Raw genomic sequence first — 22,461 nt, 5'->3', positions numbered from 1 at the left:
CGGGTCGTTAGCTCAGTTGGTAGAGCAGTTGACTTTTAATCAATTGGTCGCAGGTTCGAATCCTGCACGACCCACCAATTTTAATGTCTTACTCAGATGTTAAACGTGAAGGATAACGTTGCAACAGCAGCAGCCCGTAGGGCGAGGCGAAGCCGAGTCATCCTGCACGACCCACCAGGTTATTGGTATGAGTAAAAATTCAGGCAACACCCAAGCGGGTCGTTAGCTCAGTTGGTAGAGCAGTTGACTTTTAATCAATTGGTCGCAGGTTCGAATCCTGCACGACCCACCAGCCTGAATAGATTTGCAGTACATCCCGCAATGGGTCGTTAGCTCAGTTGGTAGAGCAGTTGACTTTTAATCAATTGGTCGCAGGTTCGAATCCTGCACGACCCACCAATGTAAAAAAGCGCCCTAAAGGCGCTTTTTTGCTATCTGTATTCCGCATATTTTGACCTTGCAGGTCGGCTCCGGCGAAGTTGCCATCCGCTGCGTGCTACGCACACCTATTTCCGGTGACTTTTTCTCGCAAATTCGCTATCTTGTTTAGTATACAAAACACATTTGCCGTCCGTTTTGCTATGTCATGCAAAAGAAAGGCAATAATGTTAAGCCAGTAAAACGAGAAGCCATAATGAGCGTGATGTTTGATCCAGAAGCCGCAATCTATCCCTTCCCGCCAAAGCCTGTCCCGCTGAGTCAGGATGAGAAGCAGTTTTACCGTGAGAAGATCAAACGTCTTCTCAAAGAGCGAGATGCAGTGATGGTTGCACATTACTACACCGACCCGGAAATCCAGCAACTGGCGGAAGAGACCGGGGGCTGCATCTCTGACTCTCTGGAGATGGCACGCTTTGGTGCCAGACATCCTGCTTCCACGTTACTGGTCGCAGGCGTTCGCTTTATGGGGGAAACCGCAAAGATTCTCAGCCCTGAAAAAACCATTCTGATGCCAACGCTACATGCGGAGTGTTCACTCGACCTCGGCTGTCCGATTGATGCGTTCTCGGCCTTCTGCGATGCCCATCCGGACCGTACCGTGGTGGTCTATGCCAATACCTCTGCCGCAGTGAAAGCGCGGGCAGACTGGGTCGTGACGTCAAGCATCGCCGTTGAACTGATTGAGCATCTGGACAGTCTGGGCGAGAAAATCATCTGGGCGCCTGACCGCCATCTCGGCAATTACGTGCAGAAGCAGACCGGCGCTGACGTGCTTTGCTGGCAGGGTGCCTGTATTGTTCATGACGAATTTAAGACGCAGGCGCTCTCGCGCATGAAGGCGCTTTACCCGCACGCTGCGATCCTTGTTCACCCGGAATCACCGCAGTCCATTGTCGACATGGCGGATGCCGTGGGATCCACAAGCCAGCTTATCAATGCTGCCAGGACGCTGCCGCACAAGCAGCTCATCGTGGCAACCGACCGCGGTATCTTCTATAAGATGCAGCAGGCCGTGCCTGAGAAAGAGCTGCTTGAAGCACCAACGGCGGGCGAGGGGGCGACGTGTCGTAGCTGCGCGCACTGCCCGTGGATGGCGATGAACGGCCTGAAAGCTATCGCTGAGGGCCTGGAGAAAGGCGGAGCAGCGCATGAAATCCATGTGGATGCTGCTCTGCGTGAAGGTGCGTTAATTCCGCTTAACCGCATGCTGGATTTTGCGGCTACACTACGTACTTAATTCAATACGCCCTGGGGAAAAGATGGATTTTTTTAGCACACAGAACATTCTGGTTCATATACCGATTGGTGCAGGTGGCTATGACCTGTCATGGATTGAGGCCGTGGGTACGCTGGCTGGGTTATTGTGTATCTGGCTGGCAAGCCTGGAGAAGATCAGCAACTACGCGTTCGGGTTAATTAACGTTACGCTCTTTGCGATTATCTTCTTCCAGATCCAGCTGTACGCCAGCCTGCTTTTGCAGTTGTTCTTCTTTGCGGCGAACATTTACGGTTGGTACGCGTGGTCGCGGCAGAACAGCCAGCAGGAGGCAGAGCTGCAAATCCGCTGGCTGCCCTTACCGAAAGCCATCGCCTGGTTTGTCGCCTGCGTTGTCGCCATTGGTTTAATGACCGTCTATATCAACCCGGTGTTTGCATTCCTGACCCGTGTCGCGGTGTCGGTCATGTTTGGCCTCGGGCTGAATGTCGCTATGCCATCACTCCAGCCGGATGCTTTCCCGTTCTGGGACTCCTGCATGATGGTGCTGTCGATTGCTGCGATGATCCTGATGACCCGTAAATACGTTGAGAACTGGCTGCTCTGGGTCGTCATTAACGTCATTAGCGTGGTTATTTTTGCACTTCAGGGCGTCTATGCGATGTCGCTGGAGTATCTGCTGCTGACCTTCATTGCCCTGAACGGGAGCCGGATGTGGATTAATAGCGCGCGTGAGCGAGGCTCTCGCGCGCTTTCGAACTAATGATGGTGATGATGTGAATGGCCGGTCTGCGCCTCGTTCAGGTGGCAGTCCGGGCCGTTACAGGGCTGGTACTCCATCTGGATGGTGGCGTGACCAATCTCATAGTGATGTTCGAGAAAGTGCTGGATGCGCTCAAGCAGGCCATCATGGTCATGGGTAGGGATCACCTGGACGTGCAATGTCATGACCGGTTTCTCACCCACCAGCCAGACGTGAACATGATGCACATTGCGCACTTCGGGTACGGAACGACGCAGGTTGCGTTTAAGCTCGGCAATGTCCACGGATGCCGGTGCCCCTTCAAGCAGTTCATTCACGCTCTCCTTCAGCAGTCGCCAGGCACTGCGCAATACCAGACACGATACCAGCACGGACAGAATCGGGTCGACGGGCGTCCAGCCGGTATAAAGGATCACCAGCGCGGCCACAATAGCACCGACGGAACCCAGTAAATCGCCCATAACATGCAGAGCCGCAGCGCGCACGTTGAGGTTCTTTTCCCCGCCGCCGCGATGCAAAATCCAGAAAGCCAGAAGATTCGCCAGCAGACCTGCTACGGCGATAACCATCATTGTCGCTCCGGCGACCGGCTGTGGGTGACGAAAGCGCTGTATGGCTTCCCAGACGATAAGAAGGGTGATAACCACCAGAGCAATAGCGTTAACAAACGCCGCCAGAGTGGTCAGTCGCAGCCAGCCAAAGGTATGACGCGCGTTAGGCGGACGACGGGCAAACTGCACGGCCAACAGGGCAAAGAGCAGGGCGGCGGCATCGGTAAGCATATGTCCGGCATCCGCCAGAAGCGCCAGAGAGCCGGATACCAGGCCACCAATGACCTCGATAACCATAAACGTTGCCGTGACGCCGAAGGCCAGCATAAGGCGTTTAGCGTTGTCATCGCCAGGAGACGGGGTGTGTGAATGCGTGTGCGCCATATCAGCTTTCCTTTTTGTTATTGTTTTTAGTGTAGCGTTTTTAATGGCTTACTCCAAAAAGAAAGGAGAGCCAGAGCTCTCCTTTTACGTTTACATCCGTCACGGATTATTGGGTTGTGCCATCCGTTTTGGTATTGGCATCGTCGCCCACTTTGTCATTCGAATTCGGACACTTACCGTCTTTGCACATGGTGTTCTTATGCATCTCATCGGTACTCATCGTGTCATGATTCATGGTGCCAGAGCCGCTACTGTCCGGATGCAACATCGTGCCTCCGGTATTGGTGTTCCCGGTATTGATCTGGCTGTTATCGACATTATTCGGGGCGATATTCTGTTTTGCATCAGGGGCGACCTGACCCGCCGCCGCCGCGGCATTTGCATCACCGTTGTTATCTGTTGAGCCCGTCTCAGCGGCAAGGACGCTGCCGCTTGCCAGGGTGAGGGAGGCTGTGAGGAAGAGGGTTGCCAGTTTCGTCATTTTCATCTTGGTGCTCCTGTTCTTGTCGTTACGCTGGATAACATTTTCCAACAGTGCATCTTTTTCAGAGGCGAAAGATTCCGTCATACGGACTTACGTCAGTATGGAATCGCGTTTAATCAAATAAAAGTGGTTGTTACAGTTAAAAAGCTTAGGTTAGATCTCGTTTTTCGCTATTTTGTGGCGATTTTTAGGTGAATTCCAGGAATTATCTGCGTGAAGTGTAAAACCGTGTTTACACTTTCTGGTCGGCAAGTTAGATTGAAAGGATTGCTTTCATTACTAAAGATATGGCAGAGCTGGAAAGAAAATGAATTATCAGAACGACGATTTACGTATTAAAGAGATCAATGAGTTATTACCTCCTGTAGCACTCCTTGAGAAATTCCCCGCCACTGAAAATGCCGCAAACACGGTGTCTCATGCTCGTAAAGCGATCCATAAGATCCTGAAAGGTAATGACGATCGTCTTCTGGTGGTGATTGGCCCTTGCTCAATTCACGATCCTGCTGCGGCCAAAGAGTACGCAGCAAGGTTGCTCCAGCTTCGCGAAGAACTGCAAGGCGAGCTGGAAATTGTCATGCGTGTTTACTTTGAAAAGCCGCGTACGACCGTTGGCTGGAAAGGGCTCATTAACGACCCGCATATGGATAACAGTTTCCAGATCAACGACGGTCTGCGTATTGCGCGCAAACTGCTGCTGGAGATCAACGACAGCGGTTTGCCGGCTGCCGGTGAGTTCCTCGACATGATTACGCCGCAATATCTGGCGGATCTGATGAGCTGGGGCGCAATCGGTGCGCGTACTACAGAATCTCAGGTTCACCGCGAACTGGCGTCAGGTCTCTCGTGTCCGGTTGGTTTTAAAAACGGTACCGATGGCACCATTAAGGTGGCAATTGACGCCATCAATGCCGCCGGGGCACCGCACTGCTTCCTGTCCGTCACCAAATGGGGTCACTCCGCCATTGTGAATACCAGCGGTAACGGTGACTGTCATATTATTCTGCGTGGCGGTAAAGAGCCGAACTACAGCGCAAAACATGTCGCAGACGTGAAGGTCGGGCTGGAAAAAGCGGGTCTGCCACAACAGGTGATGATCGACTTCAGCCATGCCAACTCCAGCAAGCAGTTTAAAAAGCAGATGGAAGTCGGCGCCGATGTTTGTCAGCAGATTGCCGGCGGTGAGAACGCGATTATTGGCGTGATGATCGAAAGCCATCTGGTGGAAGGTAACCAGAATCTGGAAGGCAGCGAGCCGCTGGTCTACGGTAAGAGCGTCACGGACGCCTGCATCGGCTGGGACGATACGGATGCTCTTCTGCGTCAGCTGGCGAATGCGGTAAAAGCGCGTCGCGGCTGAGTTTCAGGAGCCAAATAAAAAAGCGTGGATTGCTCCACGCTTTTTTTATGTCCAGCGAAAATTATTTCGCTTTACCCTGGTTCGCTACAGCCGCGGCTTTTGCAGCGATCTCATCAGCGTTGCCCAGATAGTAATGTTTGATTGGTTTGAAGTTTTCGTCGAACTCATACACCAGCGGAACGCCAGTTGGGATGTTCAGTTCGAGGATCTCGTCTTCACCCATGTTGTCCAGGTATTTCACCAGCGCACGCAGGGAGTTACCGTGAGCTGCGATGATCACGCGCTCGCCGCTTTTCAGGCGTGGCAGAATGGTTTCGTTCCAGTAAGGCACAACGCGGTCGATGGTCAGCGCCAGGCTCTCGGTCGTTGGCAGCTCAGCATCCGTCAGTTTCGCGTAACGCGGGTCGTGGCCCGGGTAGCGCTCGTCATCTTTGGTCAGCTCTGGTGGGGTTATCGCGAAGCCGCGACGCCACTGTTTAACCTGCTCGTCACCGTATTTTTCAGCGGTTTCCGCTTTGTTCAGACCCTGCAGCGCACCGTAGTGACGCTCGTTCAGTTTCCAGGATTTCTCAACCGGCAGCCAGGCCTGATCCAGTTCGTCCAGAACGTTCCACAGAGTATGGATGGCACGTTTCAGCACAGAGGTGTAAGCAAAATCAAAGCTGAAGCCTTCAGCCTTCAGCAGTTTACCTGCTGCTTTTGCTTCGCTTACGCCTTTTTCTGACAGATCAACGTCGTACCAACCGGTAAAGCGGTTTTCGTTGTTCCACTGGCTTTCGCCATGACGCACCAGGACCAGCTTAGTTACAGCCATATCGTACTCCTCATAAGCTTTATTGAATGATAACAATTCTCATTATATTGCCGTGACAGTGCCAGCAGCAACGCTTAACCCTAACCATAGCGAAAATAGTCTCTGAGTGTAAGATGCTTGTGAATCCAGGGTTATGATTTTGTCTGCGATCGGCGCTATTTTCAGCAAGACGGAGAGAAAAAGCCCTCCGCAAGGAGGGCTGGGAATTATGAATGCGGGATGAAATGATATTCTGTCACGCTAACGTACTCTTCACCCGGGCGCAGCACACAGTCCGGCTGTGGCCATTCTGGATGGTTCGGGCTGTCCGGCAGGAACTCGCTTTCCAGCGCCAGCCCTTGCCAGTCGCTGTACTCTTCATGTTCGCGTGCCGTGGTGCCGCCAAGGTAGTTGCCTGAATAGAATTGCAGGGCAGGGGCCGTGGTGTAGACCGTCATCTGCAGTTTCTCATCCGCAGACCAGACCTGCGCGGCAGGCTGAGTCACATCGCCTTTCGCCTGCAGCAGGAACGCGTGGTCATAGCCTTTCACCTTGCGCTGATCGTCATCGCTCAGGAAATCCTGCGCGATGGTTTTTCCGCTGCGGAAATCAAAGCTGGTACCGCTGACGGCCTTGAGCCCCTGATACGGGATCCCCATTTCATCCACCGGCAGATAGGCATCGGCCAGGATCTGGAGCTTGTGATTACGCACGTCGCACTGGTTGCCGTCCAGGTTGAAATAAGCGTGGTTGGTCAGATTGACCGGGCACGGCTTATCAACTTTCGCGCGATATTCAATGGCGATACGGTTATCGTCAGCCAGCGTGAAATGCGCGAACGCGGTGAGGTTACCGGGGAATCCCTGGTCACCGTCACGCGAGTCCAGTGAGAACAGCACTTCGCGGTCGTTTTGCTGAACGATTTTCCAGCGGCGCTTATCGAACCCTTCAGGTCCACCGTGTAACTGGTTTTCGCCCTGACTGGAAAGCAGCGAGTAACGCTCGCCATCAAGTTCGAAAGCGCTTTTCGCGATGCGGTTAGCATAACGGCCGACAGACGCGCCAAGATAGGCGGACTGATTGACATACTGCTCAGGCGACGCGCAGCCAAGCAGGGTTTCACGTACGCTGCCATCAGGCATTGGTACGCGAGCGGATAGCAAAGTGGCACCCCAGTCCATTAACGTAACCACCATTCCTGCGCTGTTGCGCAGGGTTAACAGGCGATACGGCAGGCCATCCGGGGCAAGGGTTGGCGTTTCGTTTAGCACTGTCCTGCTCCTTGTGATGCTTTACACACGTAGAAAGTTTCTTTAATACCTGTTTTCGCTTCGTACTGTTTTTCCACCGCCTGCTGGACGGCAGGGACGAGCTCTTCCGGCATCAGGGCAACAATGCAGCCACCGAAGCCGCCGCCGGTCATACGCACGCCGCCTTTATCGCCAATCGTGGCTTTGACGATGTCCACCAGGGTATCGATTTGCGGAACGGTGATTTCAAAATCATCGCGCATGGAGGCGTTAGATTCTGCCATCAGTTCACCCATACGTTTCAGGTCACCTTTCGCCAGCGCGGACGCCGCTTCAACGGTACGGGCATTTTCCGTCAGCACATGACGAACGCGTTTCGCCACTACCGGATCCAGTTCGTGTGCCACTTTATTGAACTCGTTGAGCGAAACGTCACGCAGCGCAGGTTGCTGGAAGAAGCGTGCGCCGGTCTCACACTGCTCGCGGCGGGTGTTGTACTCACTGCCCACCAGCGTGCGTTTAAAGTTGCTGTTAATAATTACCACAGCTGCGCCTTTTGGCAAGGGAACGGCTTTGGTGCCCAGAGAGCGGCAGTCGATAAGCAAGGCATGCTCTTTTTTACCCAGCGCGGAGATCAGCTGGTCCATGATGCCGCAGTTACAGCCCACAAACTGGTTTTCCGCTTCCTGACCATTCAGGGCGATTTGTGCCCCGTCCAGCGGCAGATGATAAAGCTGCTGGAAGACGGTACCCACGGCGACTTCCAGCGACGCGGATGAGCTTAATCCGGCGCCCTGAGGCACGTTTCCGCTGATGACCAGATCAGCGCCGCCCACGTTTTTATTACGTTTCTGCAGGTGTTTTACCACGCCGCGCACGTAGTTAGACCATTGCTGGCTGTCGTGGGTAACGATGGGTGCATCGAGGGAAAACTCATCCGTCTCATTGTTGTAATCCGCTGCAATAACGCGGACTTTGCGATCATCGCGCTTAGCGCAGCTAATGACCGTCTGGTAATCAATGGCGCACGGCAGAACGAAACCATCGTTATAGTCGGTATGTTCACCAATCAGGTTCACGCGGCCAGGCGCCTGAATGACATGGGTGGCAGGGTAGCCAAATTTCTCAGCAAACAGGGATTGTGTTTTATCTTTCAGACTCATTTTTTAGACTCCTGATTCGCGATAATGGACGTCACTCACAGCACGCAGGCGTTCTGCAGCCTGTTCTGCCGTCAGGTCACGCTGGGTTTCTGCCAGCATTTCATAGCCCACCATGAATTTACGTACCGTCGCAGAGCGCAGCAGCGGCGGATAGAAATGGGCATGCAACTGCCAGTGTTGATTCTCTTCACCGTTAAACGGAGCGCCATGCCAGCCCATTGAGTAGGGGAAGGAGCACTGGAACAGGTTGTCATAACGGCTGGTCAGTTTCTTCAGTGCCAGGGCGAGGTCATCGCGCTGTGCGTCGCTCAGATCGGTGATGCGCAGAACCTGTGCTTTTGGCAGAAGCAGCGTCTCAAATGGCCATGCTGCCCAGTAAGGTACGACGGCCAGCCAATGCTCGGTTTCCACCACCGTTCGGCTGCCATCGGCCAGTTCACGACGGGTGTAATCCACCAGCATCGGCGATCCATTTTCCGCGAAATAGGCTTTTTGCAGACGGTCTTCACGCTCGGCTTCGTTTGGCAGGAAACTGTTGGCCCAGATCTGACCGTGCGGGTGCGGGTTAGAGCAGCCCATTGCCGCGCCCTTGTTTTCGAACACTTGTACCCACGGGTAGGTCTGGCCCAGTTCAGCAGTTTGCGTCTGCCAGGTGCTGACGACCTCTTTCAGCGCGTCAACACTCAGCTCCGGCAGCGTTTTGCTGTGGTCGGGCGAGAAACAGATAACACGGCTGGTGCCGCGCGCGCTTTCACAGCGCATCAGCGGGTCCTGGCTATCCGGCGCGTCGGGCGTGTCGGTCATCAGGGCGGCAAAATCGTTGGTGAAAACGAAGGTGCCTTTGTAGTCCGGGTTTTTATCGCCCGTTACACGCGTGTTGCCCGGACACAGGAAGCAGTCCGGGTCGTGCTGCGGAAGCGTCTGTTTTGCAGGCGTCTCTTGCGCCCCCTGCCAGGGGCGCTTGGCGCGATGCGGAGAAACCAAAATCCATTGCCCGCTTAGCGGGTTAAAACGACGATGCGGATGATCGACGGGATTGAACGAAGTCATGACGGATCCTTAGTCCGGATAACCTTGTGGATGGCGAGACTGCCAGTGCCAGGTATCCTGTGCCATTTCATCAAGCGTGCGGGTGACACGCCAGTTAAGCTCTTTATCGGCTTTGGAGGCATCGGCCCAGTAAGCCGGGAGGTCGCCTTCACGGCGCGGTGCGAAGTGATAATTCACAGGCTTACCGCAGGCCTTACTGAAGGCATTCACGACGTCCAGCACGCTGCTGCCGATCCCGGCGCCGAGGTTATAAATATGCACGCCTGGCTTATCGGCCAGCTGCTGCATTGCCGCCACGTGGCCGTCGGCCAGATCCATGACGTGGATATAATCACGCACACCGGTACCGTCTTCGGTTGGATAATCATTACCGAAAATAGCCAGAGACTCACGGCGGCCAACGGCCACCTGGGCGATGTACGGCATCAGGTTATTCGGGATGCCCTGTGGATCTTCACCCATATCGCCTGACGGATGGGCGCCAACCGGGTTGAAGTAGCGCAGCAAGGCGATGCTCCATTCAGGCTGTGCTTTTTGCAGATCGGTGAGGATCTGCTCCACCATCAGTTTGCTTTTGCCATACGGGCTTTGCGGCGTACCGGTCGGGAAGCTTTCAACGTAAGGGATTTTTGGCTGATCGCCGTAGACGGTTGCGGAAGAGCTGAAGATAAAGTTTTTGACGTTCGCTGCGCGCATGGCGGAGATCAAACGCAGGGTACCGTTGACGTTGTTGTCGTAATACTCCAGCGGTTTCGCGACGGATTCACCCACCGCTTTCAGGCCGGCGAAATGGATCACCGTCTCAATGGCATGGTCGTGAAGGATCTCGGTCATCAACGCTTCATTGCGGATGTCGCCTTCCACGAAGGTCGGTTGTTTACCGCCAAGACGTTCAATCACAGGCAGCACGCTGCGCTTACTATTGCACAGGTTGTCGAGGATGATGACATCATGACCATTTTGCAGCAGCTGCACGCAGGTATGACTACCAATGTAACCGCTACCACCTGTTACCAGAACTCGCATATTTCGCTCCATTGGGCTTATGGTATGTAATAACCATAGCATAACAGAGACGCGAAAAGTGTGACATGGGATAAAATAGTGGAATCGTTTACACTGCTTTTAAAATCCGTTTTTTGGCGGCAATGCGACATTGTAGATCAAAGGGATAGTGAAGTCTTTGTGCAGGTTATCCGAAAAAACGGAGGGGCAGAGCCCTCCGGAGTTAATCGATTTTGCTCAGCAGGTACTGATAGCGTTCACCGTCGGGCACAAACTCGAGGCGGTGCGTAATGCAGGACGGGGCATCTTCGGCATGATGGGAAACGAACAGCAGCTGCGTTTCACCTTCGCTAATCAGGACATCCACAAAACGGCGGATCAGCTGGCGGTTTAATGGGTCCAGCCCCTGTAGCGGTTCGTCGAGGATCAGAAGGGTCGGGTGTTTCACCAGCGCGCGAACGATCAGCGCCAGACGCTGCTGTCCCCATGAAAGGCTATGAAACGGCGCGTCAGCGACCCGGTTATCCATCCCCAGAATATCCAGCCACTGCTGGGCCAGCTTATGCTGTTTGTCCGAGACCGCCTGATAAATGCCGATGGAATCAAAATACCCGGACAGGATCACATTGCGCACCGTGGTGCTGACCCGGTAATCCAGATGCAGGCTGCTGCTGACATAGCCGATATGCTTTTTGATATCCCAGATCGTTTCACCGCTTCCGCGGCGGCGGCCAAACAGGGTGAGATCGTTACTGTAGCCCTGAGGGTGATCGCCGGTGATCAGGCTCAGCAGCGTTGATTTTCCCGCGCCGTTGGGGCCAACAATTTGCCAGTGTTCACCCGGGTTGACCGTCCAGCTGAGATGATTAAGGATCGGCCGATCGTCATACGCTACCACGCCATCACGCAGCACGATGCGCGGCTGGTGGGGATCTAACGCGTGGCGGGCAGAAGGTGCGTCCGGTTCCGGCAGCGTAATGCCGTCCAGGTTTTCACTGTGCGCCAGTTGGGCAATTAACGCCTGCTTAAGTAACGCCGATTTTTCGCCGGTTTCAGTCAGGTTGCAGTCAGTGAGCACGCCGGCGTTCTGAATAAACTCAGGAATTTCATCAAAACGGTTAAGCACCAGTACCAGCGTATAGCCCTGCTGGTTAAGCGAGCCGAGCAGGGTGGCCAGCTGTGCGCGGGACTGCACGTCGAGACCGTCGAACGGTTCATCAAGAATCAACAGTTCCGGCTCGCTCATCAGCGCCTGACACAGCAGCGTTTTCCGGGTCTCACCGGTCGAAAGGTATTTAAAGCGCCGGTTCAGCAGGGAGGTGATGCCAAACTGTTCTGCCAGATACGCACAACGGGCAGGATTGTTGACCTCATCCTGAATAATGTCTGCCGTTGTGCGGCCCGTATCCTCTTCACCCGGGCTGAGTAAATCGGTGTTATTGCGCTGCCATTCATCGCTCACCAGCTTTTGCAGCTGCTCGAATGACAGGCGCGTCAGGCGCGTAAAGTTACACTGGTATTCACCTTTAAGGTGCGCGAGCTCTCCGCTCAGCGCACGGGCCAGCGCTGATTTCCCGCTTCCGTTTGTACCGACAAATGCCCAGCTTTCACCGGCGCGTATTGTTAAATCAGAAATCGTCAGCGTTCGGGTGTCGCTAAGACGAAACGTGCCTTGCGAAATATGCAATGATGACATGACTTATCCCATTTTTTGCAGCAACAGTTGTCAGGGATACTCACTGTCGACACGCTTGTCAATGTGCTCAGCACAATGTGGCGATAATCACCCGGTCGGCGTTGAAATATGCGGTCACCACAGCACCTTCTTCTAATTCTGCGGCATCGCTGAGGGGAAGGGTTGCGCAGAGTTCTTGCCCGTCCGGCAGGGTCATCAGTACTTCACACTGCTCTTCACCGCGTTCAACGTGGCGGATGGTACCGCGTAGCTGGTTATCAGCGGCTTTTGCTTTTTCGGCATCGGCAGTGATATTCACCCATGGCGCTTTCAGTAACACCAGCACCTCTTTACCTTCATTCAGCGCCAGTCGGTCTGCGCTTTGTGCGGTAATCGCGGCTTTCAGACGGGTTGTTCCATCGGCAAGCAGGATCTCAATATGACGCTGCACCTGGGCGTTATCGCCCGCCATCACCGTACCAAACCACTGGTTACGGGCGCTGGTTTGCAGCGAAAAGCGGGAAATGGCAGCCAGCAGGCTGTCCAGCGGGAGATTATCGTCGTCACTTAACACATCAAACGCTTTTTGCTGGATCTGCGCCAGCAGATCATACAGTTGAACCAGGCGCTGGCCGTAACGTGTCAGGATCGCACCTCCACCGCCTTTGCCGCCCGTGGCCCGGTCAACCAGCGTTTGCTCGCTCAGGGTGTTCATGTCGTTGATGGCATCCCAGGCGCTTTTATAGCTAATGCCAGCGTTCTTAGCCCCCTGGCTTATTGAACCGGTTTGTTCTATTTGTTTAAGCAGGGCGATACGTCGCGGATCGGCGAAAAGCTTCTGCTGTAGTCGTAGAGTGAGGAGAATTTCGGCCTGCATAACACTGTCCTGGCAAAAAGTGCATTGTGACCCAAATGGCGAAGGTCGCAAAGGGCACCGCACAAAAGGGGATGTTTTTCTCACTTTTCAGGGTAGAATAAGCCATTCACAATATCTGGAGAAAACCATGTTGGAATTGTTGAAAAGTCTGGTATTCGCCGTGATCATGGTACCAGTAGTGATGGCCGTTATCCTCGGTGCCATCTACGGCCTGGGTGAAGTGTTCAACGTATTTTCGAACATTGGTCACAGAGACCAGGCTAAAAAGCAGCATTAATTTCCCCCCGAAACGCCCGGCTTGCCCGGGCGTTTTGCTCTCAAGTATTTCCCTTTCTCGCCGATATGATTTAAAGCATCAGCTTGCTGTACCCCTTGAGCGGTACGATTTAACGCTGGGATCTCCCCGGAGTTACCGTTATATTAGTGTGTATATAACGATACTCACAGGAGCTACAAATGGCACGTACATGGGTACGCCTTTTCGCAGGGGCAACGCTGACACTTTCGCTGAGCGGACACGCGCTGGCTGACGAGGGTAAAATTACCGTCTTTGCGGCAGCGTCGTTGACCAACGCGATGCAGGATATTGCGACAGCGTATAAAAAAGAGAAGAACGTCGAGGTGGTCTCCTCTTTTGCTTCTTCATCGACGCTGGCACGTCAGATTGAAGCGGGAGCGCCGGCCGATCTGTTCATCTCTGCAGACCAGAAGTGGATGGATTACGCGGCTGAAAAGAAATCGATTGATGCGACAACCCGCGAAACATTGCTGGGGAATAGCCTCGTCGTGGTGGCGCCGAAAGCCAGTAAGCAAGGCGAAATCACTATCAACAACGAGACCCCCTGGACCCGGTTGCTGAACGGAGGACGCCTGGCCGTTGGCGATCCGGAGCATGTACCGGCGGGGATCTACGCCAAAGAAGCATTGCAAAAACTGGGTGCCTGGGAGACGTTATCGCCCACACTGGCTCCGGCTGAAGATGTGCGCGGTGCTCTGGCGCTGGTTGAACGTAATGAAGCGCCGCTGGGGATAGTCTACGGGTCGGACGCCGTCGCCAGTAAAGGGGTGAAAGTGGTTGGTACGTTCCCGGAAGACTCCCACAAGAAAGTGGAATATCCTGTTGCGATTGTTGATGGACATAAAAATGCGACCGTGACGGCCTTCAGCGAATACCTGAAAGGACCCGAAGCGTCCGCAATCTTTAAACGTTACGGATTTACGACTCACTAATGATATTGACCGATCCCGAATGGCAGGCTGTCCTGCTGAGCCTGAAAGTCTCTTCCCTGGCGGTTGCGCTGAGTTTGCCCTTTGGGATCTTCTTTGCCTGGTTACTGGTTCGCTGTAAGTTTCCCGGCAAAGCCCTGCTGGATAGCGTTCTTCATCTTCCCCTCGTGTTGCCACCGGTGGTGGTTGGCTACCTGCTGCTGGTGTCGATGGGGCGGCGCGGTTTTATTGGCGAATGGTTATATGACTGGTTTGGGCTGACGTTTGCGTTTAGCTGGCGAGGGGCGGTACTGGCGGCGGCGGTGATGTCATTCCCGCTGATGGTCAGGGCCATTCGCCTGGCGCTGGAAGGGGTTGATATCAAACTGGAACAGGCTGCCCGCACGCTGGGTGCCGGGCGCTGGCGCGTTTTTTTCACCATCACGCTCCCGCTTACGCTGCCGGGCATTATTGTCGGCACGGTACTGGCGTTCGCCCGCTCGCTGGGTGAGTTTGGTGCCACGATTACCTTTGTGTCGAATATCCCCGGTGAGACGCGAACGATCCCGTCAGCAATGTACACCCTGATTCAGACGCCGGGTGGAGAAGGTGCCGCGGCGCGGCTGTGCATTATCTCAATTGTGCTGGCGCTGGTCTCGCTGCTGGTTTCGGAATGGCTGGCGCGACTCAGTCGCGAGCGGATGGGGAAATAGTCATGCTCGAACTTCAGTTCACCCAGACGCTGGGAAATCATACCCTGACCCTTAACGAGACGCTGCCTGCGAGCGGCATTACCGCCATCTTTGGCGTATCTGGTGCAGGGAAAACCTCATTGATCAATGCCATCAGCGGACTGACGCGGCCGCAGTTCGGACGGATTGTGCTCAACGATCGCGTCTTAAACGACGTTGAGAACAAAATTTACCTGGCACCGGATAAGCGGCGAATTGGTTATGTTTTTCAGGATGCGCGATTATTTCCGCATTACAGCGTGCGCGGTAATCTTCGCTACGGCATGGCCAAAAGCATGGCCGCGCAATTTGATAAGCTGGTGGCGCTGCTGGGCATTGAGTCACTGCTGGACCGGCTCCCTTCATCGCTTTCTGGTGGTGAAAAACAGCGCGTGGCGATAGGCCGCGCGTTGCTCACCGCGCCAGAACTGCTGTTGCTCGACGAACCGCTGGCCTCGCTGGATATTCCGCGAAAACGTGAACTGCTGCCCTATCTTCAGCGCCTTGCGCGTGAAATCAATATCCCGATGCTCTACGTCAGCCACTCGCTGGATGAGATCCTGCATCTGGCCGATAAAGTGCTGGTACTGGAAGAGGGCAGCGTTAAGGCATTCGGTAATCTGGAAGAGGTGTGGGGCAGCAGCGTGATGCACCCGTGGTTACCGAAGGAGCAGCAGAGCAGCATCCTTAAGGTGAGCGTGCTGGAACATCACCCGCATTATGCGATGACCGCACTGGCGCTGGGCGACCAGCATTTGTGGGTCAACAAAATCGACAAACCGCTGCAGTCTGCGTTGCGTATACGCATTCAGGCTTCAGATGTCTCTTTGGTGCTGCAAGCGCCGCTGCAGACCAGCATTCGCAATATCCTGCGCGCGAAAGTGGCGGAGTGTTTTGATGATAACGGTCAGGTTGAAGTGAAGCTCGAAGTGGGCAGCAAGACGCTCTGGGCGCGCATCAGTCCGTGGGCCAGAGATGAGTTAGGGATCAAGCCTGGCCTGTGGCTTTACGCACAAATCAAGAGCGTCTCCATCACCACCTGATTACAGCAGGTGGGTATAAATATACTGCGCGATGCTGTCGGTGGTGTTATCACCAATCACGACGTTAGCACGCGCTTTTACCGCATCGTCGGCGTTGCCCATTGCCACGCCTGTACCGGCGGCCTCCAGCATGCTGATGTCGTTGTAGTTATCGCCAAAGGCAATCACATCCTGCATTGACCCGCCCTGAGACTCCACGAACTGCGTCAGACGCTTGCCTTTGCTGTTGCCTTTGCGGGCGATATCGACCTGGTCGTGCCAGGACCACTCGCACTCCAGACCCAGCGTTTGTTCAACGTGCGTCGCGAAGGCATTCAGTTTGGTGGTATCTTCATCCGTCAGCGCAAATTTCCAGATAGCATCGACATCCTGAGCCGCCTGGCGCAGGGAGGAAACCTGGGTAAAGACCGGACGCTGCGCTTCAGGCAGAGACAATGCCCAGTTGCTGGTGCGGATCACGTGGCCTGTCGGACGTTCATACACCATTGCGTTATCCACGTACATCAGGCCGTGAATAGCATGCTCATCAAGCAGATCAATCAATTGCAGCGCCTGAGGCACGGGCAGCGGATCGGATTCTAAAACCTTTTTTGCCTGATAATCATACAAATAAGTGCCATTACAACAAATTGCAGGTGTATCTAACGCCAGTGCCTGATAAAAAGGATGAATGGCAACGTGATGTCGACCCGTTACGATAAGGAGTTGATATCCCACTTCCTGCGCGCGTTTGAGTGCTTCAAGGGAAGAGGGGAGAAGGGTTTTCTGCGGAGTAAGTAAGGTACCGTCTAAATCCAGAGCAATTACACGCGAGGTCATTTGTTTTTCCGGGTTAATATTGAATTTACGTTCTGAAGGGATGGTACACCGAGAGGCAAAGGCTTCAAAATTCCCGATGACAATTCAGCATTCACCGTCAAAAGTTAATTACTTTCATGCGCAGTGAGGAGTGAATATTCATGAAACAAACCGTTTATACCGCCAGTCCTGAAAGCCAGCAGATCCACGTCTGGCGTTTAAATACCGAGGGTACCCTCACGCTGGTTCAGGTTGTTGATGTGCCAGGTCAGGTGCAGCCGATGGTTATCAGCCCGGATAAACGTTTCTTGTACGTGGGTGTGCGCCCGGAGTTTCGCGTGCTGGCCTACCGCATCTCGCCGGACGACGGCGCGCTGACTTACACTGCGGAAGCACCTTTACCGGGCAGCCCAACGCATATCTCCACCGATCGCAAAGGCAACTTCATCTTCAGCGGCTCTTACAATGCCGGCTGTGTCAGCGTAACGCGTCTGGAAGCGGGCCTACCGGTTGAAACCGTGGAGGTGGTTGACGGGCTGGAAGGTTGCCACTCGGCGAATATTTCTCCGGATAACCGTACGCTGTGGGTCCCTGCGCTGAAACAGGATCGTATCTGCTTGTTTACCCTGAGCGATGACGGTCACCTGGTGGCGCAGAATCCTGCAGAAGTGACCACCGTTGAGGGCGCGGGCCCGCGCCATCTGGTGTTCCACCCGAACCAGCAGTACGCCTATGTGGTGAACGAGCTGAACAGTTCTGTGGACGTATGGGAACTGAAAGATCCTAACGGCAAGATTGAGTGCGTGCAGACGCTGGATATGATGCCGTCTGACTTCTCTGACACCCGCTGGGCGGCTGATATTCACATCACACCGGATGGGCGTCATCTGTATGCCTGCGACCGTACCTCCAGCCTGATTACGGTATTCAGCGTTTCTGAAGACGGTAGCGTGCTGGCGATTGAAGGTTTCCAGCCTACCGAAACCCAGCCACGCGGGTTTAATATCGATCACAGCGGTAAATACCTGATTGCGGCGGGGCAAAAATCTCACCACATCGCGCTGTACGAAATCAAAGGTGCGCAGGGGCTGCTGGAAGAGAAAGGGCGTTACGCCGTCGGCCAGGGGCCAATGTGGGTGGTGGTAAACGCACACTAAAAGGCTTAAAACAAAAAACCTCGCAAATGCGAGGTTTTTTTATGCCCGGTGGGCACCGGGCGAGTACAGCAAAAGACATCAACGCATTCTTTTATTGCTTAGGCTCAGCAACCACTTTGCTACCCAGACCGCGGTTGTTGTATTCCCACATGCGGTTGAAGTTCGCGTCATTCAGGTTGCGCTGCACGTTACCTTTATCATCCACGCTACCGGTATTGCCGGAGAAAGGACGTTTGGAGATAGCGGCATCGGCCCATGGCTTAGCCATGTTGAAACCTTCGTTGATCACGCTGTCACGAATAACAACCTGACCGTTGGTGGCAGAGTCCACATCCAGCGAGCGGCCCAGCTGCGCGACGCCGTCACCGGACGCGTTAAAGCGGCTGTTAACGGCCAGGAAGCCGTAGAACAGGTTAGATTGCGTGGCAGGGGCAAACACATAACCTTCCTGCTGAGTGCGTGAATTCACCACGCGGAAATCGGTGTTCTCAAACACCACCGCGCCGCGACCGGAGACCAGATCCACGTCACCTTCAACGTAGCTGTTAGTGACCAGCGTACGGGTCAGACGGTTATTCTGCAGCGTGTTCTGAACACCGCTGTTTGTCACAAAGAAGGTGTTCTGACGGCCGAGAATATTCACGTTGTTGATCTGCACTTTATCGCCATCGCTACGCAGTGCAACGGCCTGGTGGTTACCGGCATCAACGCTATCGCCCAGGGTATTCTGAATGGTCAGGTTCTGCAGCTGCAGGCCATTATTCTGAGACCAGACGACCGCCGAACACATCACGCCGATGGTAGCTGCACGCTTGCTCTGGCAGTTGTCAAACATATACCACGCCGGTTTGCCTGGCATGTATTTACCCGCCGGGTTGACCAGGCGACGCCAGGTGTTGCTGTCGATTTCAGAATCAATCGCCAGACCAATTTTCACGTCGACCGCTTTCTCGCCTGTCCCGTAAAGGGTGATGCTGCCCGGTGCTGCCGGAACGTAAACGGTGCCTTCATATTCCCCAGGTAGGATCGCGATGTACTGGCGAGAGGCGCTGTGTTTGGTGATAGCCGCGTCAACCGCAGCCTGAATCGTCGTGTGCGTCACGCCCTGCGTACCTGCCGGACCGACAACGAAGTCAGGTTGTTTCGGCAGGTTAATAGAAGACGGTGTCCACGGCGCAGCGTTAGGGTCCATCGCCGAGAAGTAGTGTGCACGGTCAAAGTTCTTCGCTTCATCAGCGGACAAAATCGGGCGAGAGGCGGTACCCGGTGCAACCTGCTCAGAAGGTTGCTGGTCCGGTGGGGTAGAACTGCATGCGGATAATGTCACGCCAAAGGCGAGCGCTAACGCCAGACGGGAAATCCTGGAAATGTTCAAGGTAAAGCTCCTGGGTATGCAAGTCTTAACGGGATAGACGAAATAGCCTGCTTTTTTATACTAAGTTGAGCGAAACGGGAAGATAAAAAGGGTAAAAGATGCATTTTTTACCCGCGGGAGGCGGGAAAGTCATCACAAATAAATAACATTTTCCGCCAGAGCGGTTGACAGCAGGGGGCAGATGAAAATAAATGTCTATACAACCCATGACAAGTGGAATGCCCATGCAGCAGCTTCATCCCGACGATGTAATATGGCGCAATGCGCGACTGGCGACAATGATCCCGGACGACAGCACGCCTTATGGCCTGAAAGCGCAGCACGCCCTGGTGGTGCGCGGCCAGACGATTCTGGCCGTTATTCCCGAATCTGACATCCCTTCCGGCCACCGTCACTGTGTCGATCTGCACGGTCGTCTGGTCACCCCCGGGCTGATTGACTGCCATACCCACCTGGTGTTCGGTGGCGATCGTGCGGCAGAGTGGGAGCAGCGTCTGAACGGCGTCTCTTATCAAACCATCAGCGCGCAGGGCGGCGGGATTAACGCGACCGTGACGGCGACGCGGAGCAGTTCGCCCGAGACCCTGCTCAGGCTGGCGCAACAGCGTCTGCAGCGGCTGATCGATGAAGGGGTGACCACGGTTGAAATCAAGTCGGGATATGGTCTCAACGCCGAAGCGGAAGAGAAGATGCTGCAGGTCGCCCGCCAGCTGGGCCAGAACAATCCGGTAGAGATCAGCCCAACGCTTCTGGCTGCGCATGCGGTTCCGGCGGAATACCGCCACGACGCGGACGCGTATCTCACCAGGGTGTGCGAGCAGATGATGCCCACGCTGTGGCAAAAAGGCTTATTCGAAGCCGTGGATGTGTTTTGCGAAAACGTCGGCTTCACGCCAGCGCAAACCGAGCGGCTCTTCCGCGCTGCCAGCGCCCTGGGGATTCCGGTCAAAGGACACGTGGAACAGCTTTCAAATCTTGGCGGCGCGGCGCTGGTCAGCCGCTTTAAGGGGCTTTCCGCCGATCATATTGAATATCTCGACGACGCCGGTGTTCAGGCGATGGCGCACAACGGCACGGTTGCGGTATTACTGCCGGGGGCGTTCTATTTTCTTCAGGAGCGCCAGCGTCCGCCGGTTGAACAGCTCAGAAAAGAGGGCGTTCCCATGGCTGTCGCCACCGACTATAACCCCGGCACCAGCCCGTTCGCGAGTATTCATCTCGCGATGAATATGGCCTGCGTGCAGTTTGGCCTGACGCCTGAAGAGGCCTGGGCTGGCGTGACGCGACATGCTGCCCAGGCGCTGGGACGCGGGGCCACGCACGGGCAGCTGCAGGCTGGATTCGTGGCTGACTTTGTCGTCTGGGATGCACATCACCCGGTCGAAATGGTCTACGAGCCGGGACGCAATCCGTTGTATCAACGTATTTTCCGTGGGGAGAGCGTATGAGACTCTGGCGGCCGGTTGCCGAGACCGTCTGGCAGGGGCGCGACGACAGCGCCGAGGCCAGCAATGCAAAACGTATTTTTCAGACCCTGCGAGAGATGCCGGTATTTACCCCTCAGTCGTCCGGCATCGCTTTGATAGGGTTTGAATGTGATGAAGGGGTAAAACGCAATCAGGGCAGGCCCGGCGCCGTACAGGCCCCGGAGGTGCTTCGCAAAGCGCTGGCGAACATGGCAAGTCATCATGGACATGACCGGCTGGTAGATATGGGGTCGGTGTATGTCGAGGGCGATAATCTGGAAGCGGCTCAGCGGGCGTTAAGCGATGCCGTGCAGGCCTGCCAGCAGTCCGGCATGCGTACGCTGGTTTTTGGCGGGGGACACGAGACCGCCTGGGCGCATGGCCGCGGGGTTCTGGATGCTTTCCCGAACGCGCGCGTGGTGGTGATAAACCTGGATGCACACCTTGACCTGCGCAAGGCGGACCACGCGACCTCCGGCACGCCGTTTCGTCAGCTGGCACACTACTGTGCGGAACAGGCGCGCGATTTTCAGTATGCCTGCCTGGGCGTCAGCCGGGCGGCGAACACGCAGGCGCTGTGGGATGAAGCTGAGCGACTAAACGTCACGCTGGTGGAAGACCTTCATTTCAGGCGAGATGCGTTATCGGCTCTGGACAAGATTCTGGCCCAGGCCGACCGCGTTTACCTCACCATTGACCTCGATGTTTTGCCTGCTGGCGAAATGCCAGCCGTCTCAGCGCCCGCGGCGTTAGGGGTACCCGCGCTGGATCTTCTGCCGGTGATTGAACACATCTGCCGCAGTGGAAAACTGCAGGCTGCCGATCTGGTAGAATTTAACCCGCAGTACGATCGGGACGGACAGGGGGCAAAGCTTGCCGCCCGTCTGGCCTGGCAAATTGCTCACTGGTGGGCATAACAACGTTTAAGGAGTCAGAATGTTTTCACGCTCACCCCTGTCGCAGTCCAGCCCTCCCGCGCCTTTCTACGAAAAGGTGAAGCAGGCCATCAGCGAAAAAATCGCAACCGGCGTCTGGCGGCCGCACGATCGCATTCCGTCCGAGGCCGAACTGGTCGCACAGTTTGGTTTTAGCCGAATGACCATTAACCGGGCGCTGCGCGAGCTGACCGATGAGGGCCTTCTGGTGCGTCTGCAGGGGGTCGGAACCTTCGTTGCGGAGCCGAAAGGGCAATCGGCACTGTTTGAGATCAGAAGTATTGCCGATGAGATAGCTTCGCGTAACCATCAGCACCACTGTGAAGTGCTGGTGCTCGAAGAGACACAGGCCAGCGCCGAGCAGGCCGTGGAGCTAAATGTCAAAGAGGGAAGCCGCATCTTTCATTCCGTGATGGTGCATTATGAAAACGACATCCCGGTGCAGATTGAAGATCGCTGCGTGAACGCCGATCGGGTGCCCGAGTACCTGGATCAGGATTACACCCAGACCACGCCGCATGCCTATCTTTCGCTCATCGCGCCGCTGACGGAAGGGGAACACATCGTGGAAGCGGTTCGCGCTACGCCGCAGGAGTGCGAACTGTTGCGGATCAAAGAGCACGATCCTTGCCTGCTCATTCGTCGCCGTACCTGGTCTTCGTCGCATATTGTGTCGCATGCCAGACTGCTGTTCCCGGGAAATCGATACCGGTTGCAGGGCCATTTCATGTCGTAAGG

Annotated in this window: 22 protein-coding genes and 3 tRNA genes; 14 read left to right on the top strand and 11 right to left on the bottom strand. The window is 55.0% G+C overall.

Annotated features, from left to right (window positions below; translation table 11 throughout):
* The first annotated feature begins 1 nt into the window (after position 1).
* From ACMVME_RS06400 to pnuC, 5 genes are all read left to right on the top strand, one after another.
* A tRNA-Lys gene (locus tag ACMVME_RS06400) sits at positions 2-77 on the top strand.
* Between the two features lie 139 nt (positions 78-216).
* Positions 217-292 (top strand) — tRNA-Lys (locus ACMVME_RS06395).
* Between the two features lie 31 nt (positions 293-323).
* Positions 324-399 (top strand) — tRNA-Lys (locus tag ACMVME_RS06390).
* 235 nt (positions 400-634) lie between these two features.
* A complete protein-coding gene (gene nadA / locus ACMVME_RS06385) occupies positions 635-1,678 on the top strand; it encodes a quinolinate synthase NadA (RefSeq protein ID WP_040016951.1) in 1,044 nt (347 codons plus the stop codon).
* Positions 1,679-1,700: 22 nt separating this feature from the next.
* A complete protein-coding gene (gene pnuC / locus ACMVME_RS06380) occupies positions 1,701-2,420 on the top strand; it encodes a nicotinamide riboside transporter PnuC (RefSeq protein ID WP_068795094.1) in 720 nt (239 codons plus the stop codon).
* Here pnuC and zitB read toward each other — a convergent pair.
* Positions 2,417-3,355 carry a CDF family zinc transporter ZitB gene (zitB, locus tag ACMVME_RS06375; protein WP_068795093.1) on the bottom strand — a complete coding sequence of 313 codons (939 nt, stop codon included), beginning with the start codon at positions 3,353-3,355 and terminating at the stop codon, positions 2,417-2,419. The genes pnuC and zitB overlap by 4 nt on opposite strands.
* Before the next feature lie 106 nt (positions 3,356-3,461).
* A complete protein-coding gene (locus ACMVME_RS06370) occupies positions 3,462-3,842 on the bottom strand; it encodes a YbgS-like family protein (RefSeq protein WP_025204646.1) in 381 nt (126 codons plus the stop codon).
* A 304-nt stretch (positions 3,843-4,146) separates the two neighbouring features.
* Here ACMVME_RS06370 and aroG point away from each other — a divergent pair, with 304 nt between their 5' ends.
* Positions 4,147-5,199 (top strand): 3-deoxy-7-phosphoheptulonate synthase AroG, encoded by a 1,053-nt coding sequence (gene aroG, locus ACMVME_RS06365; protein WP_014169194.1) that lies wholly within the window; start codon positions 4,147-4,149, stop codon positions 5,197-5,199.
* Positions 5,200-5,260: 61 nt separating this feature from the next.
* Here aroG and gpmA read toward each other — a convergent pair whose 3' ends face one another.
* From gpmA to modE, 7 genes are all read right to left on the bottom strand, one after another.
* Complete coding sequence (gpmA, locus tag ACMVME_RS06360; protein WP_068795092.1) at positions 5,261-6,013, bottom strand: 2,3-diphosphoglycerate-dependent phosphoglycerate mutase; 753 nt, start codon at positions 6,011-6,013, stop codon at positions 5,261-5,263.
* Positions 6,014-6,219: 206 nt separating this feature from the next.
* The gene (gene galM, locus ACMVME_RS06355) at positions 6,220-7,263 is read right to left on the bottom strand and encodes a galactose-1-epimerase (RefSeq protein ID WP_068795091.1); all 1,044 of its coding nucleotides are present in this window, start codon (positions 7,261-7,263) and stop codon (positions 6,220-6,222) included.
* Positions 7,257-8,405 (bottom strand): galactokinase, encoded by a 1,149-nt coding sequence (gene galK / locus ACMVME_RS06350; protein WP_414743399.1) that lies wholly within the window; start codon positions 8,403-8,405, stop codon positions 7,257-7,259. Before galK ends, galM begins: the two co-directional genes overlap by 7 nt.
* A gap of 3 nt (positions 8,406-8,408) precedes the next feature.
* The gene (galT, locus tag ACMVME_RS06345; protein WP_014169198.1) at positions 8,409-9,455 is read right to left on the bottom strand and encodes a galactose-1-phosphate uridylyltransferase; all 1,047 of its coding nucleotides are present in this window, start codon (positions 9,453-9,455) and stop codon (positions 8,409-8,411) included.
* Positions 9,456-9,464: 9 nt separating this feature from the next.
* A complete protein-coding gene (gene galE / locus ACMVME_RS06340; protein WP_020884951.1) occupies positions 9,465-10,481 on the bottom strand; it encodes a UDP-glucose 4-epimerase GalE in 1,017 nt (338 codons plus the stop codon).
* 202 nt (positions 10,482-10,683) lie between these two features.
* On the bottom strand, positions 10,684-12,156 hold the full coding sequence (gene modF / locus ACMVME_RS06335) for a molybdate ABC transporter ATP-binding protein ModF (protein WP_414743398.1): 1,473 nt from the start codon (positions 12,154-12,156) through the stop codon (positions 10,684-10,686).
* 67 nt (positions 12,157-12,223) lie between these two features.
* Entirely contained in the window at positions 12,224-13,012 is a 789-nt protein-coding gene (gene modE, locus ACMVME_RS06330) for a molybdenum-dependent transcriptional regulator (RefSeq protein WP_047366362.1), read from the bottom strand.
* 127 nt (positions 13,013-13,139) lie between these two features.
* Here modE and ACMVME_RS06325 point away from each other — a divergent pair, with 127 nt between their 5' ends.
* The 4 genes from ACMVME_RS06325 to modC all read left to right on the top strand — a co-directional run bounded on the left by ACMVME_RS06325 (position 13,140) and on the right by modC (position 15,992).
* On the top strand, positions 13,140-13,289 hold the full coding sequence (locus ACMVME_RS06325; RefSeq protein ID WP_020884948.1) for an AcrZ family multidrug efflux pump-associated protein: 150 nt from the start codon (positions 13,140-13,142) through the stop codon (positions 13,287-13,289).
* A gap of 179 nt (positions 13,290-13,468) precedes the next feature.
* Positions 13,469-14,242, top strand: a complete 774-nt coding sequence (modA, locus tag ACMVME_RS06320; protein ID WP_020884947.1) for a molybdate ABC transporter substrate-binding protein — start codon at positions 13,469-13,471, stop codon at positions 14,240-14,242.
* Complete coding sequence (modB, locus tag ACMVME_RS06315; protein ID WP_014169203.1) at positions 14,242-14,931, top strand: molybdate ABC transporter permease subunit; 690 nt, start codon at positions 14,242-14,244, stop codon at positions 14,929-14,931. The genes modA and modB overlap by 1 nt, the downstream gene beginning before the upstream one ends.
* A 2-nt stretch (positions 14,932-14,933) precedes the next feature.
* A complete protein-coding gene (gene modC, locus ACMVME_RS06310; protein WP_063156245.1) occupies positions 14,934-15,992 on the top strand; it encodes a molybdenum ABC transporter ATP-binding protein ModC in 1,059 nt (352 codons plus the stop codon).
* Here modC and ACMVME_RS06305 read toward each other — a convergent pair whose 3' ends face one another.
* Positions 15,993-16,811, bottom strand: a complete 819-nt coding sequence (locus ACMVME_RS06305; protein WP_025204641.1) for a pyridoxal phosphatase — start codon at positions 16,809-16,811, stop codon at positions 15,993-15,995. It lies immediately after the preceding gene.
* Positions 16,812-16,951: 140 nt separating this feature from the next.
* Between ACMVME_RS06305 and pgl the strand changes: the two genes are divergently transcribed.
* Positions 16,952-17,947, top strand: coding sequence for a 6-phosphogluconolactonase (gene pgl, locus ACMVME_RS06300; protein ID WP_014169206.1), 996 nt, complete (start codon positions 16,952-16,954; stop codon positions 17,945-17,947).
* 91 nt (positions 17,948-18,038) lie between these two features.
* Here pgl and ACMVME_RS06295 read toward each other — a convergent pair whose 3' ends face one another.
* Positions 18,039-19,322, bottom strand: coding sequence for a putative acyl-CoA thioester hydrolase (locus tag ACMVME_RS06295; protein WP_014169207.1), 1,284 nt, complete (start codon positions 19,320-19,322; stop codon positions 18,039-18,041).
* Positions 19,323-19,546: 224 nt separating this feature from the next.
* Between ACMVME_RS06295 and hutI the strand changes: the two genes are divergently transcribed.
* The 3 genes from hutI to ACMVME_RS06280 are packed head-to-tail and all read left to right on the top strand — an operon-like array spanning position 19,547 to position 22,459.
* Positions 19,547-20,770 carry an imidazolonepropionase gene (gene hutI / locus ACMVME_RS06290; RefSeq protein ID WP_044867708.1) on the top strand — a complete coding sequence of 408 codons (1,224 nt, stop codon included), beginning with the start codon at positions 19,547-19,549 and terminating at the stop codon, positions 20,768-20,770.
* The gene (hutG, locus tag ACMVME_RS06285) at positions 20,767-21,705 is read left to right on the top strand and encodes a formimidoylglutamase (protein ID WP_068795090.1); all 939 of its coding nucleotides are present in this window, start codon (positions 20,767-20,769) and stop codon (positions 21,703-21,705) included. Before hutI ends, hutG begins: the two co-directional genes overlap by 4 nt.
* A gap of 19 nt (positions 21,706-21,724) precedes the next feature.
* The gene (locus ACMVME_RS06280) at positions 21,725-22,459 is read left to right on the top strand and encodes a histidine utilization repressor (protein ID WP_014169210.1); all 735 of its coding nucleotides are present in this window, start codon (positions 21,725-21,727) and stop codon (positions 22,457-22,459) included.
* Positions 22,460-22,461: the final 2 nt, after the last annotated feature.

Origin of the sequence: Enterobacter cloacae complex sp. 2024EL-00711, from assembly GCF_047529885.1 — a bacterium.
Lineage (GTDB): Bacteria > Pseudomonadota > Gammaproteobacteria > Enterobacterales > Enterobacteriaceae > Enterobacter > Enterobacter ludwigii.
The sequence above is the reverse complement of the archived record's forward strand: the minus strand, read 5'-3'. Positions and strand labels throughout refer to the sequence as shown.

Bases quoted from the DNA above. Each gene is read 5' to 3' on its own strand.
- pnuC (WP_068795094.1), top strand. From the start codon at position 1,701: ATGGATTTTTTTAGCACACAGAACATTCTGGTTCATATACCGATTGGT.
- ACMVME_RS06325 (WP_020884948.1), top strand. From the start codon at position 13,140: ATGTTGGAATTGTTGAAAAGTCTGGTATTCGCCGTGATCATGGTACCA.
- modB (WP_014169203.1), top strand. From the start codon at position 14,242: ATGATATTGACCGATCCCGAATGGCAGGCTGTCCTGCTGAGCCTGAAA.
- modF (WP_414743398.1), bottom strand. From the start codon at position 12,156: ATGTCATCATTGCATATTTCGCAAGGCACGTTTCGTCTTAGCGACACC.
- galK (WP_414743399.1), bottom strand. From the start codon at position 8,405: ATGAGTCTGAAAGATAAAACACAATCCCTGTTTGCTGAGAAATTTGGC.
- galT (WP_014169198.1), bottom strand. From the start codon at position 9,455: ATGACTTCGTTCAATCCCGTCGATCATCCGCATCGTCGTTTTAACCCG.
- ACMVME_RS06280 (WP_014169210.1), top strand. From the start codon at position 21,725: ATGTTTTCACGCTCACCCCTGTCGCAGTCCAGCCCTCCCGCGCCTTTC.
- modC (WP_063156245.1), top strand. From the start codon at position 14,934: ATGCTCGAACTTCAGTTCACCCAGACGCTGGGAAATCATACCCTGACC.
- galE (WP_020884951.1), bottom strand. From the start codon at position 10,481: ATGCGAGTTCTGGTAACAGGTGGTAGCGGTTACATTGGTAGTCATACC.
- pgl (WP_014169206.1), top strand. From the start codon at position 16,952: ATGAAACAAACCGTTTATACCGCCAGTCCTGAAAGCCAGCAGATCCAC.
- ACMVME_RS06305 (WP_025204641.1), bottom strand. From the start codon at position 16,811: ATGACCTCGCGTGTAATTGCTCTGGATTTAGACGGTACCTTACTTACT.
- ACMVME_RS06370 (WP_025204646.1), bottom strand. From the start codon at position 3,842: ATGAAAATGACGAAACTGGCAACCCTCTTCCTCACAGCCTCCCTCACC.
- gpmA (WP_068795092.1), bottom strand. From the start codon at position 6,013: ATGGCTGTAACTAAGCTGGTCCTGGTGCGTCATGGCGAAAGCCAGTGG.
- hutI (WP_044867708.1), top strand. From the start codon at position 19,547: ATGCAGCAGCTTCATCCCGACGATGTAATATGGCGCAATGCGCGACTG.
- modA (WP_020884947.1), top strand. From the start codon at position 13,469: ATGGCACGTACATGGGTACGCCTTTTCGCAGGGGCAACGCTGACACTT.
- aroG (WP_014169194.1), top strand. From the start codon at position 4,147: ATGAATTATCAGAACGACGATTTACGTATTAAAGAGATCAATGAGTTA.
- hutG (WP_068795090.1), top strand. From the start codon at position 20,767: ATGAGACTCTGGCGGCCGGTTGCCGAGACCGTCTGGCAGGGGCGCGAC.
- nadA (WP_040016951.1), top strand. From the start codon at position 635: ATGAGCGTGATGTTTGATCCAGAAGCCGCAATCTATCCCTTCCCGCCA.
- zitB (WP_068795093.1), bottom strand. From the start codon at position 3,355: ATGGCGCACACGCATTCACACACCCCGTCTCCTGGCGATGACAACGCT.
- modE (WP_047366362.1), bottom strand. From the start codon at position 13,012: ATGCAGGCCGAAATTCTCCTCACTCTACGACTACAGCAGAAGCTTTTC.